An 18,761-nucleotide genomic window follows, 5' to 3' on the forward strand; every position below is an offset into this window, starting at 1 on the left:
TGCGGCGGCCGAACACCCTTGGGAACAGGCCGTGTTGGAAATGAACCGCCCGGTCAGGGCCCCGGGCGCGTCAGCGTCGCCGTGAACTTGTAGCGCGAGCCCCGGTACACCGAGCGGACCCACTCGACCGGCGTTCCCGTCTCGTCCCGCGAGTGGCGGGACAGCAGCAGCATCGGCAGGCCCACGTCCGTGGCGAGCAGCCCCGCCTCCCGCGGTGTCGCCGGGGAGGTCTCGATGGTCTCGTCGGCCTCCGCCGGCCGTACCCCGTACACCTCGGCGAGGGTGGTGTAGAGCGAGGTGTAGCGGGACAGGTTGCGGCGCAGACGGGGGAAGCGCCGGTCGGACAGATGGGTCGCCTCGATCGCCATGGGCTCCCCGCCGGCCAGCCGCAGCCGCTCGATGCGCAGCACCCTGTCCCCCGGATCCACCTCCAGCAGGGCCGCCAGCTCCGCGTCGGCGGCGATGTACCCGATGTCCAGCACCTGCGAGGTGGGGCTGAGCCCCTGCGCCCGCATGTCCTCGGTGTACGAGGTGAGCTGGAGCGTCCGGTAGACCTTCGGGCGGGCGACGAACGTGCCCTTGCCCTGGATCCGGTCGAGCCGGCCCTCGCTGACCAGCTCCAGCAGGGCCTTGCGGATCGTGGTGCGGGAGGTGCGGAACTCGACGGCGAGCAGGCGCTCGGCCGGCATCGGGGCGCCCGGGGCGCGCTCGTCGGTCATCTGCAGTAACCGCTGCTTGATGCGGTAGTACTTCGGTACGCGCCCGATACGGCCCGGCGCCCCCGTATCGGCCTGGGCGCTGCTGACGTCCGTGCTCATGACCTGCCTTCCGGCTGCGGTGTCCGGCGCGCGGACGGCAGGTGCCGGCCGCGGTGCACGTCGGCGGACGGCCGGGTTCGGCGCCGCACGCTCGGCGACCCCGTTATAACCGTGCGTTCTCGCTTTGGTCTAGTCCAAGCTTCAACCCGTCCCTCTTTGGGTGGAGTTCTGCGCCCCGCCAGGGGTGTCGAAGCCGTTATCCAGGCGTGAGTTCACGACCCTTGACAGAGCCATAGGTCTAGGCCAAGCTCCCCTTGCTGGTCTAAACCATTTAGAGGAAGCCGGGTCCCAGCCCGCCGAGCTGTTGCGCCACTGTGGGGGTCACCGCCGAGGGCGTGGGTGAGTAAGGCATTCCTGAGGAGGGGTGGCGCGTGAAGCGCAAGCTGATAGCCGCGATCGGGGTCGCGGGCATGCTGTTCTCCGTCGCGGCGTGCGGTGGCGATGACGGCGGTAGCGACGACAAGAAGGCCGGCGCTGACGGTTACGCGGGCGAGACGCTCACCGTGTGGGTGATGGACGGCTCCTCGCCCGACGACTGGCAGGCGGACCTCGCCAAGGAATTCGAGGCGAAGACCAAGGCCAAGGTCAAGTTCGAGAACCAGCAGTGGAACGGCATCCAGCAGAAGCTGACCACCGCCCTGTCCGAGGAGAACCCGCCGGACGTCTTCGAGATCGGCAACACCCAGACCCCGGCCTACGCCAAGACCGGCGGCCTCGCCGACCTGGGCGACCTCAAGTCCGAGATCGGCGCCGACTGGTCCGAGTCCCTCAACAAGTCGTCCGTCTTCGAGGGCAAGCAGTACGCCGCGCCGTGGTTCGTCGTCAACCGCGTCGTCGTCTACAACAAGAAGGTCTGGGCGGACGCGGGGCTGAAGGACACCCCGAAGACCCGCGACGAGTTCTACGACGCCCTCAAGACGATCGGTGAGAAGACCGACGCCGAGCCGATCTACCTGCCGGGCCAGAACTGGTACCACTTCGTCGGCCTGGTGATCGGCGAGGGCGGCGAGCTGGTCAAGAAGGACGGCGACAAGTACGTCTCCAACCTCGACGACCCGAAGGTCGCCGCCGCCACGGAGACCTACAAGAAGTTCCAGGCCCTGTCCAGGGCGCCCAAGGACAAGGACGAGGCCACCCCGCAGCAGGGCGAGGTCTTCGCCAAGGGCAAGACCGGCGCGTTCATCGGCATGGGCTGGGAGGGCGCCAGCGCGATCAAGGCCAACCCGAAGATCGAGCAGGACCTCGGCTACTTCACCATCCCCGGCGCCACGGCCGACAAGCCCGAGGGCGTCTTCCTCGGCGGCTCCAACCTCGCCGTCGCCGCGGGCAGCAAGAAGCAGGAACTCGCCAAGGAGTTCCTGAAGATCGCCCTCTCCGACAAGTTCGAGGGCGCGCTCGCCAAGGCCAACGGCGTCATCCCCAACAAGGAGTCGCTGCTGGGCAACCTCGAGGGCAACGCCCCCGCCGAGGCCGCCGCGCCGGCCGCCGCCGTCGGTGGCACCACGCCGCTGATCCCCGAGTGGGCCGCCGTCGAGAACGACCCCAACCCGATCAAGACGTACCTGACCGCCGTCCTGAACGGAAAGTCCCCGGCCGAGGCCGCCAAGCAGGTCGAGGGCGAGTTCAACAAGCGCCTGGCGCAGCAGCAGTAGGCGCGCGAGCGCACGGATGGGGGCGGGGGCCGGCCACTCGCCGGCCCCCGCCCCGGCGTCGAGTACGTCGAGAAGAGAGATCGCGAGCATGACCGTGCAGACCGAACGGCCGCCCTCCGGCCCGGCGGACGTCCGCAAGGCGGACGACACAGGGCCCGGCAGGCAGAAACCGAGAGCCGCGTCGCGCGCCGGCGCGCTCGCCCCGTACCTGTTGCTGCTGCCCGCCGTCGCGGCCACCGTGCTGCTGCTCGGCTGGCCGCTGCTGAAGGACCTGCTGCTGTCCTTCCAGAACCTCAACATGGCGCAGCTGATCCAGCACGTCACCGAGTGGAACGGCGTCGACAACTACAAGGAGGTCCTCACCGGCGAGGACTTCTGGCGGGTCACCCTCCGTTCGATCCTGTTCACGGCGGCCAACGTTGTCCTGATCATGATCCTGGGCACGCTGACCGGCCTGCTGCTCGCCCGCCTCGGCAAGCGGATGCGGTTCACCCTGCTGCTCGGCCTGGTGCTCGCCTGGGCGATGCCCGTCGTGGCCGCCACCACCGTCTACCAGTGGCTGTTCGCCCAGCGCTTCGGCGTCGTCAACTGGGTCCTGGACAAGCTCGGCTGGCACTCCATGGCCGACTACAGCTGGACCAGCAGCCAGATGTCGACGTTCTTCGTCGTCACCCTGCTGATCGTGTGGATGTCCATCCCGTTCGTCGCGATCAACCTCTACGCGGCGACCACCACCATCCCGAAGGAGCTCTACGAGGCCGCGTCCCTCGACGGCGCCGGCGCCTGGCGGAGCTTCACCACGGTCACCATGCCGTTCCTGCGGCCGTTCCTCTACGCCACGACGTTCCTGGAGATCATCTGGGTCTTCAAGGCGTTCGTCCAGGTCTTCACCTTCAACGGCGGCGGCCCCGACCGGCTCACCGAGATCCTGCCCGTCTACGCCTACGTCGAGGGCGTCGGCAACCAGCACTACGGCATGGGCGCGGCGATCGCCGTCCTGACCATCCTGATCCTGCTCGGCCTGACCGCCTACTACCTCAGGATCGTGCTCAAGCAAGAGGAGGACGAGCTGTGAAGCGCTCGCTCTTCGGCCGCCTGTGGCCCAACGTCACGGCCGTCGTCCTGTTCATCGGCTTCGTCTTCCCCGTGTACTGGATGTTCGCCACGGCGTTCAAACCGACCGGCGACATCATCTCGGAGAACCCGGTCTGGTTCCCGACCGACGTCACCTTCGAGCACTTCAAGACCGCGATCGGCGTCGACAACTTCTGGACCTTCGTCGGCAACTCGCTGATCGTCACCGTCCTCGCGGTCGTCTTCTCGCTGATCATCGCCCTGGTCACGTCCTTCACCCTGGTGCGGATGCGGTTCAAGGGGCGGCGCGGCTTCATCATCGGCTTCATGCTCGCCCAGATGGCGCCCTGGGAGGTCATGGTCATCGCGATCTACATGATCGTGCGGGACGCCTCCATGCTGAACAGCCTGGTGCCGCTCACGGCCTTCTACATGATGATGATCCTGCCCTTCACCATCCTGACGCTGCGCGGCTTCGTCGCCGCCGTGCCGAAGGAGCTGGAGGAGGCGGCGATGGTCGACGGCTGCAGCCGCCTCACCGCGTTCCGCCGGGTCATCCTGCCACTGCTCGCGCCGGGCCTGATGTCCACCTCGATGTTCGGCTTCATCACCGCCTGGAACGAGTTCCCGCTCGTGCTGGTGCTCAACAAGGAGGCCGAGGCGCAGACCCTGCCCCTGTGGCTGTCCAGCTTCCAGACCGTCTTCGGCGACGACTGGGGCGCGACCATGGCCGCCTCCTCCCTGTTCGCCATCCCGATCCTGATCCTCTTCGTCTACCTGCAGCGCAAGGCCGTCAGCGGCCTCACCTCAGGCGCCGTGAAGGGATAACGCCACCCGATGACGACAACCACCACCGGCACCGACACCCTCACCCGGGACGCGCTCGCCGTACTGCAGCCGGGCTTCGCCGGCACCACCGCGCCCGACTGGGTGCGTCGGCGGCTGGCCGAGGGCCTCGCCTCCGTCGCCCTCTTCGGCCGCAACGTCACCACCGCCGAACAGGTCACCGCCCTCACCGCGCAGCTGCGCGCCGAACGGGACGACCTGCTGGTCGCCATCGACGAGGAGAGCGGCGACGTCACCCGCCTGGAGGTCCGCACCGGCTCCTCCTTCCCCGGCAACCACGCACTCGGCGCGGTCGACGACACCGGCCTGACCCGGGACGTCGCCCGCGAACTGGGCCGTCGGCTCGCCGAGTGCGGGGTCAACTTCAACTGGGCCCCGTCCGCCGACGTCAACGCCAACCCCGACAACCCGGTGATCGGCGTGCGCTCCTTCGGCGGCGACACCGCCCTGGTCGCCCGGCACACCGCCGCCTACGTCGAGGGCCTGCAGTCCACCGGCGTCGCCGCCTGCACCAAGCACTTCCCCGGCCACGGCGACACCAGCGTCGACTCCCACCACGCGATCCCGCACATCGACCTCGACGCCACCACGCTGCACGAACGGGAGCTCCAGCCGTTCCGGGCGGCGATCGCGGCCGGCACCCGCGCCGTCATGAGCGCCCACATCCGGGTGCCGGTCCTCGACCCCGACCGCCCGGCCACGCTCTCCCGCCGCATCCTCACCGACCTGCTGCGCGGCGAACTCGGCTACGACGGCCTGATCGTCACCGACGGCATGGAGATGCGCGCCATCTCCGGCACGTACGGCCTGGAGCACGGGGTCGTCCTGGCCATCGCCGCCGGCGCCGACGCGATCTGCGTGGGCGGCGGGCTGTGCGACGAGGGCACCGTACAGAGCCTCCAGGACGCGCTGGTGGGCGCCGTACGCTCCGGCGAACTCCCGGAGGAGCGGCTCGCCGACGCCGCCGCCCGGGTGCGCGCCCTGGCCGACTGGACCGCGGGCGTACGGCGCTCCCCGGCCGCGGCCGTCGGACCCGAGCCGGAGATCGGCCTCACGGCGGCCCGCCGCGCGGTCACCGTCACCCGTGCGGGCGGCTCGGCGCCGGTCACCGGGCCGGTGTACGTGGCCACCTTCAACCCGGTCCCGAACATCGCCGTGGGCGACGAGACGCCGTGGGGCGTCGGCGCGGAGCTGGAACGGCTGCTGCCCGGCACCACCACCGGCGGCTTCACCGGCCCCGACGCCGGCGAGCAGGCGCTGAAGGCGGCGGCCGGCCGGCGCGTCGTCGCCGTGGTCCGCGACGAGCACCGGCACCCGTGGATGCGCACGGCCCTGGACACCCTGCTCGCCGCCGACCCGTCCACCGTGGTCGTGGAGATGGGCGTACCGCAGTCGCCGCCGCGCGGCGCGACGCACATCGCCACCCACGGCGCGGCCCGCGTCTGCGGTGTGGCGGCGGCGGAGGCGGTCCTGGCGGGCTGACCCGCCGTCACGGGTGGATCCACGGGCATGTCTACGGGTGTATCTTCCGCCCCTCGGCGAGCATGGCGACGAACTTCTCGATCCGGGCCGCCCGGGTCTGGGGCCGCTTGGCCTCCTGGATCCGGTGGAGGATCGCGTACCGGTTGCGGCTGTCGAGGGTGCCGAAGAAGTCACCGGCCCCGGGTGCCGCGTCCAGCGCGGCCCGCAGGTCGTCGGGGACGGTCGCCGTGCTCTGGCTCGCGTACGCGGCCTCCCAGCGGCCGTCCGCCCGCGCCCGCTCCACCTCGCGCAGCCCGGACGGCCGCATACGCCCCTGCTCGATGAGATCGAGGGCCTTCTGCCGGTTGACCGCCGACCACCGGCTGCGTGCCCGCCGCGGAGTGAACCGCTGGAGCCAGTGGGTGTCGTCCAGCCCCTTCTTGTGCCCGTCGATCCAGCCGTAGCACAGCGCCGACTCCAGGGCGGTCGCGTAGTCGACCCCGGTGATCCCGGACCCCTTCTTAGGAATCCTCAGCCACACCCCGTCGACGTCCCCCTGATGCTCCTCCAGCCACGCCTCCCAGTCCTCTTGCGTCTCGAAGCCACGCACAGGTTCCACATCACCAGCCATACGCCCATGCAACCGGCCCGAGCGGCGCAGGTCAACGAGAGTTCGCCCCCGCCGCCCCTTCCCGTTCCCGTCCCCCGGGGGCGCTGCCCCCGAACCTCCGCTCCTCAAACGCCGGAGAGGCTGATTTTCAGCCTCTCCGGCGTTTGAGGAGCGGGATCTGGGGCGGAGCCCCAAGTTCGGGACGGGAAGGGGCGGCGGGGGCGAAAAAGTCAGTGACGACGCAGCCCACGCAGCAGAACCACGGCGGCTGCCGCTGTCGTCAGGGCCGTGCCCGCCAGGGCAAGGGCGCGGGCGGCGCGGCCCGGAGGCACAGGCCGGGCACCCGGCGCGGTGCCGTACGCGCTGCCCGAACCGCCCGGAAGAGCCGAGGCCAGCAGCTCGGCGAGGTGGACGGCCTCATGGCCACCGCTGTCGAACTCGTGGATCTGGGTCCGGCAGCTGAACCCGTCCGCCAGCACCACCGTCGACTCGTCCTCGCCCCGCAGCCGAGGCAGCAGCACCCGTTCCGCACACGCCTCGCTGACCTCCAGATGCCCCTGCTCGAACCCGAAGTTCCCGGCCAGCCCGCAGCACCCCGACTCCAGCCGCTCGGCATCCACCCCGGCACGCCTCAGCAGCTCCCGGTCGGCGTCCCAGCCGATCACCGCGTGCTGGTGACAGTGCACCTGCGCCAGCGCCCGCGCCGACCGGTCCGGCACCCGCGGCGGCTCGTAGCCGGGGCTGTGCTCGGTGAGCAGCTCGGCCAGCGTGACCGTGTGGTCGCGCAGCCGCCGTACGTCCCGGTCGCCGGGGAACAGCTCCGCCGCGTCCGAGCGGAAGACGGCCGCGCAGCTCGGCTCCAGCGAGACCACGAGACCGCCCTCCCGCACATGCGCGGCCAGCCGGTGCACCGTACGGGCCAGCACCCGCTCGGCCACGCCCAGTTGCCCGGTGGAGATCCAGGTCAGCCCGCAGCACAGCGGTTCGGTGGGCAACTCGACCCGCCAGCCCGCGTGTTCGAGGACCTGCACCGCCGACCGCCCGATGTGCGGATGGAAGTGGTTGGTGAACGTGTCCGGCCACAGCAGCACCGTCCCGCGCGCCCCGTCACCGGACGGCTCCCGCCGCTCGAACCACTGCTCGAACGTCTCGCCCGCGAACAGCGGCACCTCCCGGTCCGCCACCCCGGCGACCGCCCTCGCCGCCCGCGACACCAGCGGGCCGTGCGTGAGCGCGTTGACCACCGGGCCGAGCCGCGACCGCCCCACCGCCCGCGCGACCGCGGGCAGCCACCCCATCGACCAGTCCGAACGCGGCCTGCGCCACGGCCGCCCCGCGTAGTGGTGGGACAGGAACTCCGCCTTGTACGTCGCCATGTCCACATCCGCCGGGCAGTCCTTCTTGCAGCCCTTGCACGCCAGGCACAGATCCAGCGCGTCCCGCACCGCCTCCGAACGCCAGCCGTCGCGGATCGCGCCGTCGCCGTGCCCGTCGAGCATCTCGAACAGCAGCCGCGCCCGCCCGCGCGTGGAGTGCTCCTCCTCCCGCGTCACCTGGTACGACGGGCACATCACCGCGCCGCCGTCGTTGGTGTGCTGCCGGCACCTGCCGACCCCCACACACCGGTTGGCGGCCTGAGCGAACGACCCGCCGTCGTCCGGGAACCGGAAGTGCAGGTCGCGCGGATCGCGCGGCGCCCAGTCGCCGCCCAGCCGCAGGTTCTCGTCCAGCCCGTACGGAGCCACCACCTTCCCCGGATTCATCCGGTTCGACGGGTCGAAGACCGCCTTGAGCCGCCCGAACGCCTCCACCACCCGCTCCCCGAACATCCGGGGCAGCAACTCGCCCCGGCTCTGCCCGTCCCCGTGCTCCCCGGAGAACGAACCGCCGAACTCCGCGACCAGATCGGCCGCCCGTTCCATGAACCTCCGGTACGCCGCCACCCCTTCCGCGCTGTACAGGTCGAAGGGGATCCGCGTGTGCACACAGCCGTGCCCGAAGTGCCCGTACAGGCTGGGCCCGGTGTCACCGAGGTAGCCGAAGTCGTCGTACAGGGCCCGCAGCCGGCGCAGATAGTCGCCGAGCCGCTCCGGCGCCACCGCCGAGTCCTCCCAGCCCTCGAACGTGTCCGGCCGGTGCGGCACATGCGCGGTGGCCCCCAGTCCCGCCTCGCGCACCGCCCACAACTCCTGCTCCCGCGCCGGGTCGTCGAGGAACGCCACCTTCGGATCGTGCTCCGTCTCGCGCAGCGCGCGCAGCATCCGGTCGGCCCGGTCGTCCGCCTCGTCGACGGTGTCGGCGCCGAACTGCGCCATCAGGAAGGCACGCCCCTCGGGCAGTTCGGCGAGCGCCTCGGGGTTCAGGTGCTTGAGCTGCTCGTCGTGGATCAGCCGGGCGTCCACGCCCTCCAGCGCGATCGGCTCGTGCGGCAGGATGTCCGGCACCGCGTCCGCCGCCCGGTCGACGCTCTCGAACCCGAGCACCACCAGCGTGCGTTCCTTCACCACGGGCACCAGTTCCAGCTCCGCGCGCAACACGGTCACCAGCGTCGACTCGCTGCCCACCAGCAGCCCGGCGACGTCGAAACCGTGCTCGGGGAGCAGGGAGTCCAGGTTGTAGCCGGAGACCCGGCGCGGGATGTCCGGGAACCGCCGCCGCACCTCGTCGCCGTACGTGTCCCGCAGCGCCCGCAGTCGCCGGTACACCGCCGCCCGCAGGTCGCCCTGCGCCTCGATCCCGGCGTACTCCTCGTCACCGGTCTCGCCGCACCAGAAGCGGGTGCCGTCGTAGAGCAGCACCTCCAGGCGGGCGATGTTGTCGACGACCTTGCCGGTGCGCTGGGCGGTGGCGCCGCAGGAGTTGTTGCCGATCATCCCGCCGATCGTGCAGTTCGCGTGGGTGGCCGGCTCCGGCCCGAAGCGCAGCCCCGTCGGCGCGAGCCGGCCGTTCAGCTCGTCCAGCACGATGCCGGGCTGCACGAGGCACGTACGGGCGTCCTCGTCCACCGACTCCAGTTCAGCGCAGTACTTCGACCAGTCGAGCACCACGGCCGTGTTGACGCACTACCCCGCCAGACTCGTCCCGCCGCCACGCGACAGCACGGGCGCACCGTGCTCCCGGGCCACCGCCACCGCCTCCACGGCCGCGTCCACGGTGCGCGGGACGACCACGCCGATCGGCGTCTGCCGGAAGTTGGACGCGTCCGTCGAGTACGCCGCCCGGCTCCCCGCGTCGAACCGGACCTCCCCGTCGACCCGCTCCGTGAGCGCCGCGGCGAGCGCCTCCGTGTCGACCGGAGGGCCGACGTCGTGACGGACGACGGGGTCGGGCAGATCCAGCCCGCTCATGAGGGCCTCCTTCACGAACGGCACGGTCCTCGGCGGCGCGCCGAGTACCCCCGGGTGCCCGGGGCAAGCGTCACTGTGCGCACGTCCCGCGATGGCGGAGCGTGTCGTTATTGGGCCGAACGGGTGACCATGAGTAAGAATTGCCCGATGCAGACAGTCAGCGCGACAGGGGACGGAGCATGCCGGTGAACAGCCACGATGTCACCGACGAACAGTGGGAGGGGCTCGCCCAGGTCGTTCCGCTGCGGGGCCGCGACGCGTGGCCGTCCGCGGTGGGCCACCGCGCCTTGCCCGAGGCCCCGACGGAGGCACGCCGCCGCTTCGTCGTGCTGCGCGTGAACGTGTTCGCGGACGCCCGCGACGTCGCCGAGACACTGATGTCCGGGATACCGGTCCTGCTCGACCTGACCGGCGCGGAGACCGAGACCGCCAAACGGGTCCTGGACTTCAGCACGGGCGTCGTCTTCGGCCTGGCCAGCGGCATGCACCGGGTCGACCGCAACGTCTTCCTCCTGACCCCGTCCGGCACGGAGGTCACGGGACTGATGGAGGGCGTGGGGGTTCCGGGGAGTTGAACGGCGACCCCGCCCTCCGCGGGCAGTCGTGCCTCCCCCAGTGGCTCAAGGGCCTGGGAGGCACCCCCCGGGGCGGCACGGGTGGGCGGTGGGGGTACCTCCCGCTCGAGCGAGGCCGAGAGTGGGGGAGAAGCCGAGAGTGGGGGAGGCACCCCGCAAGCGCCGGGCCGCGCGACCAGCCCCCGGCCGGCACCGGGACGCGCGTCGCCCGATCGTGGGAAGGCCCACCGAGCGGAACGGTTCGCCACGCACCGGCTCCCTTAGCGTCCGCACATGACCCCACCTTCCCCGCCCCGCCCGGACATGAGCCCGTCGCCCGACCCCTCGGGCCCGGCCGCACCGGATGCGCCGGCCGTACCGGGCGCGCCGGCCGCGCAGCCCATCGGCGTCGACGGCCGCTCGCGGTCCCTGACGGACGGACGGGCCGGCGGCACCGTGGGCCACCCCGACCGGCCGCGCGTCACCGAGCTGCTGCTGTCCGCCTTCGCCGGGCACCGCGGTGTGGCGCTCCCGCTCGGGGCGCTCACCCTGCTCACCGGGCCCAGCGGAAGCGGCAAGACCAGCGCGCTGCGGGCGTACGAGGCGCTCGCCCGGCTCGGCGGCGGGGCCGAGCTGGGGGAGACGTTCCCGGAGCCCGGCGCCTGCGTGCCGGAGCGGGCCCGCGCCGACGCCCAGCGCCGCCGCGGCTTCCGCATCGGCTGCACGGCCGACGGTCCCGAGGGGCCGGTCCGGCTGGAGGTCGCCGTACAGGCCGAACCCGGGCTGCGGATCGTGGGGGAGCGGCTGACGGCGAACGGGATGGTCCTCCTGGAGACCGCCCTGCGCGACCCCGGCCGGCGCACCGTACAGGCCGCCTGGCACACGGCCGGGGCGACCCCGGTGACCCGCGCCCCACTGCCGGACGACCGGCTCGGCACCGCACTGCTGCCGCTGCGCGTCGCCGGCAAGACCTACGGGCAGCGCAGGGTGCTCGCCGCCGCCGAGCAGATGGTGGTCGCCCTGCGGTCAGTCTTCCCCTGCGACCCCCGCCCCGAGCGGATGCGGGGCCCCGTCCCGACCGGCACCGGGCGGCTGCTCGGCGGCTGCGACAACCTCGCCGACGTCCTGTGGCGCACCCGCGCCGAGTGCGGACGCCGGCACGCCCTCCTGGTGGAGGCGGTGCGTGCCGGATGCGCCGGGCCGGTCACCGACCTGCTCGCCGAGCCGTACGACACCGGCCACCTGGTCCGCGCCCTCCTCGACCGGGGCGACGGCACCCGTACCGACCTGCGCCGCCTCGGCGACGGCGAGCTGCGGTACACCGCCCTCGCCCTGGTGCTGCTCACCGGCCCCGGTGTGCTGGAGGTCGACGCGCCCGGCGAGGTCCCGGCCGCGCTCCAGACCCTCACGGTCCTCGCCGACGGGCTGGACCGGGCGCTCGATCCGGGGCAGCGGGGCGAGCTGCTGCGCCTGGCGGCGCGGATGTGCGAGCGCGGGCACATCCGGCTGGTCGGCGCGGTGAGCGACGCCTCCTGGGCGGTGGGGGTGAGCGGGGTGACGGTGGTACACCTGGACCGTGACTGATCCGTACGACCTCGCGGGGCTCCGGCACCGGCTCGCCGAGTTCGCCGCCGCGCGGAACTGGCAGCCGTACCACACCCCGAAGAACCTCGCCGCCGCGCTCAGTGTGGAGGCCTCCGAACTCCTGGAGATCTTCCAGTGGTCGACGCCCGAGGAGTCAGCCCGCGTCATGGACGACCCGGACACCGCGCACCGCGTGAACGACGAGGTCGCCGATGTCCTCGCGTATCTGCTGCAGTTCTGCGAGGTGCTGGGTGTCGATCCGCTGGCCGCGCTGGCGGCGAAGATCGACCGCAACGAGCGCAGGTTCCCGACGGAAGAGCCGCCCGGTGACTCTCCGTGAGTGAAGAACGGGCTCTGTTCGATTCATTGTCCGCAGATTTCGGTCTTCCTCTGGCTTTTTGTCTCACGTGCCCTCACTCTGGGTAGTGAACAAGGGAGTTCAACGGATGCGGACGCGTGGGCAGCGCGTCGGACAGACGGGGGCAGCGCATGGACGCTGTGCGGCTCATCGTGACAAGCAGGCGCGCCCTGGCCGCGAGCGGCGGCGTACGGGAGTTGCTGACCGAGGTGTGGCAGGCGCAGGCCCTGGCGCAGGCGACGGGGAGCCGCCTCGCCGTCGTCGGCCCGCCCGAACTGCGCGGAGAGGCACTGGGGTTGGCCGAGCTGGCGGGCCGCGGCTGCGGAGTGCTGGGCACGCCGGAACTCGGCCCGGGCGGACCGCGCGCGGATCGGCTCACCGAGCTGGGCGAGCCCCGCCCGGTCCTGATGCACCTCGGCGGCCTGCTCGGCGAGGTCGGCATCGCCCTGGTGGGCCTCGCCTGCTCCGCGGACGACGAGGCGACGTACTGGCAGTGCATGGAGGCCATCGACGCGGCGGACGAGTCCCGCGACCGAGTCCAGGAAATGCTCCGCAAACTGACATCCCGCGACGAGGCCCTACCGGAACGGGAGGCCGGCTGACGTATGCCTGCGGCGCGGCGTTCGGTCCGGTGGGGGTGCGGGTTTTATGCCTGCGGCGCCGCTTTCGGTTCGGTGGGGGCTCGGGTTTTATGCCTGCGGCGCAGCTTTCGGTTCGGTGGGGGCTGGGGTAGCGCCTGCGGTCGGTGGGTGGGTCGGGGCCGGGTCGGGGGTGTCCGTCCTCGGACTGGCGCGAAATGGGTTCCTTGGAGGGGGTGCGGGGTGCGGACGCGCCGGCCACTGCGGGCGGCCACCCCCGCCCCGTCCCCTCCCCGCCGTACGCGGCTACCTACCGCCACCCCGCCGTGCCCGCGATCCGCGGACAGTCATGCCGCATGCCGCCGTACCCGTCCTCCGCGGGCAGTCGTGCCTCCCCCAGTGCCTCAAGGGTTTGGGAGGTACCCCCAGGGGGCGGCACGGGTGGGCGGTGGGGGTACCTCCCGCTCATGGGGGCACCTCCCGCTCGAGAGAAGCCGAGAGTGGGGGAGAAGCCGAGAGTGGGGGAGGCACCCCGCAGGCGCCGGGCTGCGCGACCACCCCCGGCCCGCACCACCGCCGGGGCACCCCGCAGACGCCGGCCCCCGCCCGCAAGCGTGCAGGATGGACCCATGGATCTTCGAATCTTCACCGAACCCCAGCAGGGCGCCACCTACGACACCCTCCTCACCGTCGCCAAGGCCACAGAAGACCTCGGCTTCGACGCCTTCTTCCGCTCGGACCACTACCTCAGCATGGGCTCCGCCGACGGCCTGCCCGGCCCCACCGACGCCTGGATCACCCTCGCCGGTCTCGCCCGCGAGACCAACCGCATCCGGCTCGGCACCCTGATGACCGCCGGCACCTTCCGCCTCCCCGGCGTGCTCGCCATCCAGGTCGCCCAGGTCGACCAGATGTCCGGCGGCCGTGTCGAACTCGGCCTGGGCGCGGGCTGGTTCGAGGAGGAGCACAAGGCGTACGGCATCCCCTTTCCGAAGGAGAAGATCGCCCGCCTCGAAGAGCAGCTGGAGATCGTCACCGGTCTGTGGGCCACCGAGGCCGGCCAGACCTTCGACTACCACGGCACCTACTACGACCTCACCAAGTCCCCCGCGCTCCCCAAGCCGGCCCAGCCCAAGGTGCCGGTCCTCATCGGTGGCCACGGCGCGACCCGCACCCCGCGCCTGGCAGCCCGGTTCGCGGATGAGTTCAACATGCCCTTCGGTTCCATCGAGGACACCGTGCGCCAGTTCGGCCGGGTCCGCGACGCCGCCCGGGAGGCCGGCCGTGACCCGGGCGACCTCGTCTACTCCAACGCCCTCGTCGTCTGCGTCGGCAAGGACGACCAGGAGGTCGCCCGCCGCGCCGCCGCGATCGGCCGCGAGGTCGACGAACTCAAGACCAACGGCCTGGCGGGCTCCCCGGCCGAGGTCGTCGACAAGATCGGCCGTTACACCGAGACCGGCTCCAGCCGCATCTACCTCCAGGTCCTCGACCTGCACGACCTCGACCACCTGGAACTGATCTCCGCCCAGGTCCAGTCCCAGCTGTCGTAACACGGGCTCCACGAGAAACGGGGCCGTCCGTACGGAACGGACGGCCCCGCCGCATCCGCCCGTAAATTCCCGGGGCATCCCCGACCGTTCCCGGTACGTTGGCACCACACGCCCGAATCCGGCGTGTACCCCCAGCTCAGAAGGCGTTTCGAGGTGTAACCACCGTGTTCCTGACGATCAGTACCACCGGCTCCGCAGAGCGCCCCGCGACCGACCTCGGTTTCCTGCTGCACAAGCATCCCGAGAAGGCGCAGGCGTTCTCCACGTCCTACGGCACGGCCCACGTCCTCTACCCAGAGGCGGACGCCGAGCGCTGCACGGCGGCGCTGCTGCTGGAGGTGGACGCGGTGGCACTGGTCCGGCGCGGCAAGGGCAAGGGCCGTGGCGGCGCCCCCGACGCGGCACTCGCGCAGTACGTCAACGACCGCCCGTACGCGGCGTCCTCCCTGCTCGCCGTCGCGCTGAGCGGTGTCTTCTCCAGTGCGATGCGCGGTGTGTGCGCCGCCCGCCCGGAACTGCCGGAGCAACCGCGTCCGCTGCGTATCGAGGTGCCCGCGCTGCCCGCGCGCGGCGGCCCCGAACTCGTCCGCCGGCTCTTCGAGCCGCTCGGCTGGACGGTCACCGCCGAGCCCGTGGCCCTGGACGCCGAGTTCCCCGAGTGGGGCGACTCGCGGTACGTGCGCCTGGTCCTGGAGTCGGACACGCTCACCCTCGCCGAGGCACTGCGCCACCTCTACGTCCTGCTCCCTGTCCTCGACGACGCCAAGCACTACTGGGTCGCCTCCGACGAGGTCGACAAGCTGCTGCGGGCCGGTGAGGGCTGGCTGCCCGCGCACCCCGAACAGAAGCTGATCACCAGCCGCTACCTGTCCCGCCGCTGGTCGCTGACCCGGCAGGCCATGGAACGCCTTGAACTGGTCCGGCTGGCCGAGGCGGACGACAGTGACGTCGAGGAGATCGACAACGCCGTGGCGGCGGAGACCGAGTCCGAGGAGAAGCCGACCCCGCTCGCCGTGCGGCGGCGGGAGGCGATCCTCGCCGCGCTCCATGCCTGTGGCGCCGCCCGGGTGCTCGACCTCGGCTGCGGTCAGGGCCAGCTCGTACAGGCACTGCTCAAGGACCCGTCGTTCACCGAGATAGTCGGCGTCGACGTGTCGATGCGGGCGCTCACCATCGCCTCCCGGCGGCTGAAACTGGACCGCATGGGAGAGCGGCAGGCGGCGCGCGTGCGGCTCTTCCAGGGCTCACTGGCCTACACCGACAAGCGGCTCAAGGGCTACGACGCCGCCGTGCTCAGCGAGGTGATCGAGCACCTCGACCTGCCCCGGCTGCCCGCCCTGGAGTACGCGGTGTTCGGTGCCGCCCGCCCCCGTACGGTCCTCGTGACCACCCCCAACGTCGAGTACAACGTGCGCTGGGAGACCCTCCCGGCCGGCCATGTCCGGCACGGCGACCACCGCTTCGAGTGGACCCGCGAGGAGTTCCGCGCCTGGGCGCGGACAGTCGCCGAACGACACGGTTACGGCGTCGGGTTCGTGCCCGTGGGCCCGGACGACCCCGAGGTCGGACCGCCCACCCAGATGGCCGTGTTCACGGCCGACACCGTGAAGGAGGCGAAGGCCGCATGACCACCACCACCGGGACCCCGCAGCCGCGGGGCCGCACCCTGCCCGTCACCGACCTCTCCCTCGTGGTGCTCGTCGGCGCCTCCGGTTCGGGCAAGTCGACCTTCGCGCGCCGTCACTTCAAGCCGACCGAGGTCATCTCCTCCGACTTCTGCCGCGGTCTGGTCGCCGACGACGAGAACGACCAGAGCGCGTCGCGGGACGCCTTCGACGTGCTGCACTACATCGCCGGCAAGCGGCTGGCCGCCGGCCGCCGCACCGTCGTCGACGCGACCAACGTGCAGCAGGACGGCCGGCGGCAGCTGATCGAGCTGGCCAGGAAGTACGACGTCCTGCCGATCGCCATCGTGCTCGACGTGCCCGAGCAGGTGTGCGCCGAGCGCAACGCGGCCCGCACCGACCGCGCCGACATGCCCCGCCGGGTCATCCAGCGCCACACCCGCGAACTCCGCCGTTCACTGCGTCACTTGGAGCGCGAGGGGTTCCGCAAGGTGCACGTGCTGCGCGGGGTGGAGGAGGCCGAACACGCCACAATCGTCACCGAGAAGCGGTTCAACGACCTCACCCACCTCACCGGGCCCTTCGACATCGTCGGCGACGTCCACGGCTGCGCGTCCGAACTGGAGGCGCTGCTCGGCAAGCTGGGTTACGTCGACGGCGTGCACCCCGAGGGCCGTACCGCCGTCTTCGTCGGCGACCTCGTCGACCGCGGCCCGGACAGCCCCGCCGTACTGCGCCGCGTGATGACCATGGTGAAGGCGGGCAGCGCGCTGTGCGTGCCCGGCAACCACGAGAACAAGCTCGGCCGCTACCTCAGGGGCCGCAAGGTCCAGCACACCCACGGACTCGCCGAGACCATCGAGCAGATGGACGAGCAGAGCGAGGAGTTCCGCGCCGAGGTGCGGGAGTTCATCGACGGACTGGTCAGCCACTACGTCCTCGACGGCGGCCGGCTGGTGGTCTGCCACGCCGGTCTGCCGGAGAAGTACCACGGCCGCACCTCCGGCCGGGTCCGCAGCCACGCCCTCTACGGCGACACCACCGGCGAGACCGACGAGTTCGGCCTGCCCGTGCGCTACCCGTGGGCGGAGGACTACCGAGGCCGGGCCGCCGTCGTCTACGGCCACACCCCCGTCCCGGAGGCCACCTGGCTCAACAACACCATCTGCCTGGACACCGGCGCCGTCTTCGGCGGCAAGCTCACCGCGCTGCGCTGGCCGGAGCGGGAACTGGTCGACGTACCGGCCGAGCGGGTCTGGTACGAGCCGACCCGCCCGCTGCACACCGAGGCCCCCGGCGGCCACGAGGGCCGCCCGCTGGACCTGGCGGACGTGCACGGCCGCCGCTTCGTCGAGACCCGGCACCACGGCCGGATATCGATCCGCGAGGAGAACGCCGCCGCGGCCCTGGAGGTCATGAGCCGCTTCGCGATCGACCCGCGCCTGCTGCCGTACCTCCCGCCGACCATGGCACCCACCGCCACCTCGCACCTCGACGGCTACCTGGAGCACCCGGTCGAGGCGTTCGCCCAGTACGAGCGGGACGGCGTCGCCCGGGTCGTGTGCGAGGAGAAGCACATGGGCTCCCGCGCGGTCGCCCTGGTCTGCCGCGACGCCGACGTGGCCGCCGAGCGCTTCGGCGCCACGGGAGGCCCGACCGGATCGCTCTACACCCGCACCGGCCGCCCCTTCTTCGACGACATCTCCGTCACGGAGGAGATCCTCGGCCGGCTGCGCACGGCCGTCACCGAGGCCGGTCTCTGGGAGGAGCTGGACACCGACTGGCTGCTGTTGGACGCCGAGCTGATGCCGTGGTCGCTGAAGGCGTCCGGGCTGCTGCGCTCCCAGTACGCGGCGGTCGGCGCCGCCTCCGGTGCGGTCTTCCCCGGCGCCCTGGCGGCCCTGGAGGGTGCGGCGGCCCGTGGTGCGGACGTCGAGGACCTGCTGAACCGCCAGCGCGAACGCGCCGCCTCCGCCTCGGCGTTCACCGACGCGTACCGCCGCTACTGCTGGACCACCGACGGCCTGGACGGCGTCCGCCTGGCCCCGTTCCAGATCCTCGCCGTCCAGGGCCGCAGCCTCGCCGCCCTGCCCCACGACGAGCAACTGTCCCTCATCGACCGCCTGGTCGAGCACGACACCACCGGACTGCTGCAGACCACCCGCCGCCTCTACGTCGACACGGCCGACCCCGAGTCCGTACGTGCCGGAGTCGACTGGTGGCTGGAGATGACCGGACGCGGCGGCGAGGGCATGGTCGTCAAGCCGGTCGGCGCTTTGGTACGCGACCAGAAGGGCCGCCCGGTGCAGCCCGGCATCAAGTGCCGGGGCCGGGAGTACCTGCGGATCATCTACGGCCCCGAGTACACCCGCCCGGAGAACCTGGCCCGCCTGCGCAACCGCTTCCTCAACCACAAGCGCTCCCTCGCCCTGCGCGAGTACGCCCTCGGCCTGGAGGCCCTGGACCGCCTCGCCGAGGGCGAGCCGCTGTGGCGCGTCCACGAGCCGGTCTTCGCCGTACTGGCCCTGGAGTCGGAGCCGGTGGACCCGCGGCTGTAGCGGGCGGACGCGTGCCGCGGCCCGGTCCGGACAAGGCCCTCCGAGGCCCTGTCCGGACCGGGCCGGTGTCTGTCGACGTCACTTGGTTCACGGCAGTTCACGTGCTAGCTTCGCTGGTCCGCCAGAGGAACCGGCTCACGGGG

13 protein-coding genes and 1 pseudogene are annotated in these 18,761 nt (G+C 71.9%); 11 read left to right on the plus strand and 3 right to left on the minus strand.

Annotated elements, in window-relative coordinates; all coding sequences use genetic code 11:
• Positions 1 to 53: 53 nt before the first annotated feature.
• The gene (locus AMK33_RS01280; RefSeq protein ID WP_073930790.1) at positions 54 to 818 is read right to left on the minus strand and encodes a GntR family transcriptional regulator; all 765 of its coding nucleotides are present in this window, start codon (positions 816 to 818) and stop codon (positions 54 to 56) included.
• Positions 819 to 1,189: 371 nt separating this feature from the next.
• On the opposite strand from AMK33_RS01280, the gene AMK33_RS01285 reads away from it, so the two are divergent.
• From AMK33_RS01285 to AMK33_RS01300, 4 genes are all read left to right on the plus strand, one after another.
• Complete coding sequence (locus AMK33_RS01285; protein ID WP_073930791.1) at positions 1,190 to 2,470, plus strand: extracellular solute-binding protein; 1,281 nt, start codon at positions 1,190 to 1,192, stop codon at positions 2,468 to 2,470.
• A gap of 88 nt (positions 2,471 to 2,558) precedes the next feature.
• Positions 2,559 to 3,545 carry a carbohydrate ABC transporter permease gene (locus AMK33_RS01290; RefSeq protein WP_073930792.1) on the plus strand — a complete coding sequence of 329 codons (987 nt, stop codon included), beginning with the start codon at positions 2,559 to 2,561 and terminating at the stop codon, positions 3,543 to 3,545.
• Positions 3,542 to 4,372: a carbohydrate ABC transporter permease gene (locus tag AMK33_RS01295; protein ID WP_073930793.1), complete on the plus strand. Its 831-nt coding sequence runs from the start codon at positions 3,542 to 3,544 to the stop codon at positions 4,370 to 4,372. The genes AMK33_RS01290 and AMK33_RS01295 overlap by 4 nt, the downstream gene beginning before the upstream one ends.
• Before the next feature lie 9 nt (positions 4,373 to 4,381).
• Positions 4,382 to 5,872 (plus strand): glycoside hydrolase family 3 protein, encoded by a 1,491-nt coding sequence (locus AMK33_RS01300; protein WP_073930794.1) that lies wholly within the window; start codon positions 4,382 to 4,384, stop codon positions 5,870 to 5,872.
• Positions 5,873 to 5,903: 31 nt separating this feature from the next.
• On the opposite strand, the gene AMK33_RS01305 is transcribed toward AMK33_RS01300, so the two are convergent.
• Together AMK33_RS01305 and AMK33_RS01310 are read right to left on the minus strand one after the other, a co-directional pair.
• A complete protein-coding gene (locus AMK33_RS01305; protein ID WP_073930795.1) occupies positions 5,904 to 6,482 on the minus strand; it encodes a YdeI/OmpD-associated family protein in 579 nt (192 codons plus the stop codon).
• A 209-nt stretch (positions 6,483 to 6,691) separates the two neighbouring features.
• Positions 6,692 to 9,808 (minus strand): annotated as a pseudogene (locus AMK33_RS01310) (FAD-binding and (Fe-S)-binding domain-containing protein).
• Between the two features lie 179 nt (positions 9,809 to 9,987).
• Here AMK33_RS01310 and AMK33_RS01315 point away from each other — a divergent pair.
• The 7 genes from AMK33_RS01315 to AMK33_RS01345 all read left to right on the plus strand — a co-directional run bounded on the left by AMK33_RS01315 (position 9,988) and on the right by AMK33_RS01345 (position 18,618).
• The gene (locus tag AMK33_RS01315; protein WP_073930796.1) at positions 9,988 to 10,383 is read left to right on the plus strand and encodes a cell division protein SepF; all 396 of its coding nucleotides are present in this window, start codon (positions 9,988 to 9,990) and stop codon (positions 10,381 to 10,383) included.
• 273 nt (positions 10,384 to 10,656) lie between these two features.
• The gene (locus tag AMK33_RS01320) at positions 10,657 to 11,946 is read left to right on the plus strand and encodes a biotin transporter BioY (RefSeq protein ID WP_073930797.1); all 1,290 of its coding nucleotides are present in this window, start codon (positions 10,657 to 10,659) and stop codon (positions 11,944 to 11,946) included.
• Complete coding sequence (locus AMK33_RS01325) at positions 11,939 to 12,286, plus strand: nucleotide pyrophosphohydrolase (protein ID WP_073930798.1); 348 nt, start codon at positions 11,939 to 11,941, stop codon at positions 12,284 to 12,286. The genes AMK33_RS01320 and AMK33_RS01325 overlap by 8 nt, the downstream gene beginning before the upstream one ends.
• Positions 12,287 to 12,435: 149 nt before the next feature.
• Positions 12,436 to 12,906, plus strand: a complete 471-nt coding sequence (locus tag AMK33_RS01330) for a DUF6099 family protein (RefSeq protein WP_073930799.1) — start codon at positions 12,436 to 12,438, stop codon at positions 12,904 to 12,906.
• A 605-nt stretch (positions 12,907 to 13,511) separates the two neighbouring features.
• Positions 13,512 to 14,435, plus strand: a complete 924-nt coding sequence (locus AMK33_RS01335; RefSeq protein WP_073930800.1) for an LLM class F420-dependent oxidoreductase — start codon at positions 13,512 to 13,514, stop codon at positions 14,433 to 14,435.
• Between the two features lie 164 nt (positions 14,436 to 14,599).
• Positions 14,600 to 16,063, plus strand: a complete 1,464-nt coding sequence (locus AMK33_RS01340; RefSeq protein WP_073930801.1) for a 3' terminal RNA ribose 2'-O-methyltransferase Hen1 — start codon at positions 14,600 to 14,602, stop codon at positions 16,061 to 16,063.
• Positions 16,060 to 18,618: a polynucleotide kinase-phosphatase gene (locus AMK33_RS01345; RefSeq protein ID WP_073930802.1), complete on the plus strand. Its 2,559-nt coding sequence runs from the start codon at positions 16,060 to 16,062 to the stop codon at positions 18,616 to 18,618. Before AMK33_RS01340 ends, AMK33_RS01345 begins: the two co-directional genes overlap by 4 nt.
• The last annotated feature ends 143 nt before the right edge of the window (positions 18,619 to 18,761 follow it).

The sequence above is a fragment of the Streptomyces sp. CB02400 genome (genome assembly GCF_001905725.1).
Classification (GTDB): Bacteria; Actinomycetota; Actinomycetes; order Streptomycetales; family Streptomycetaceae; genus Streptomyces; species Streptomyces atrovirens.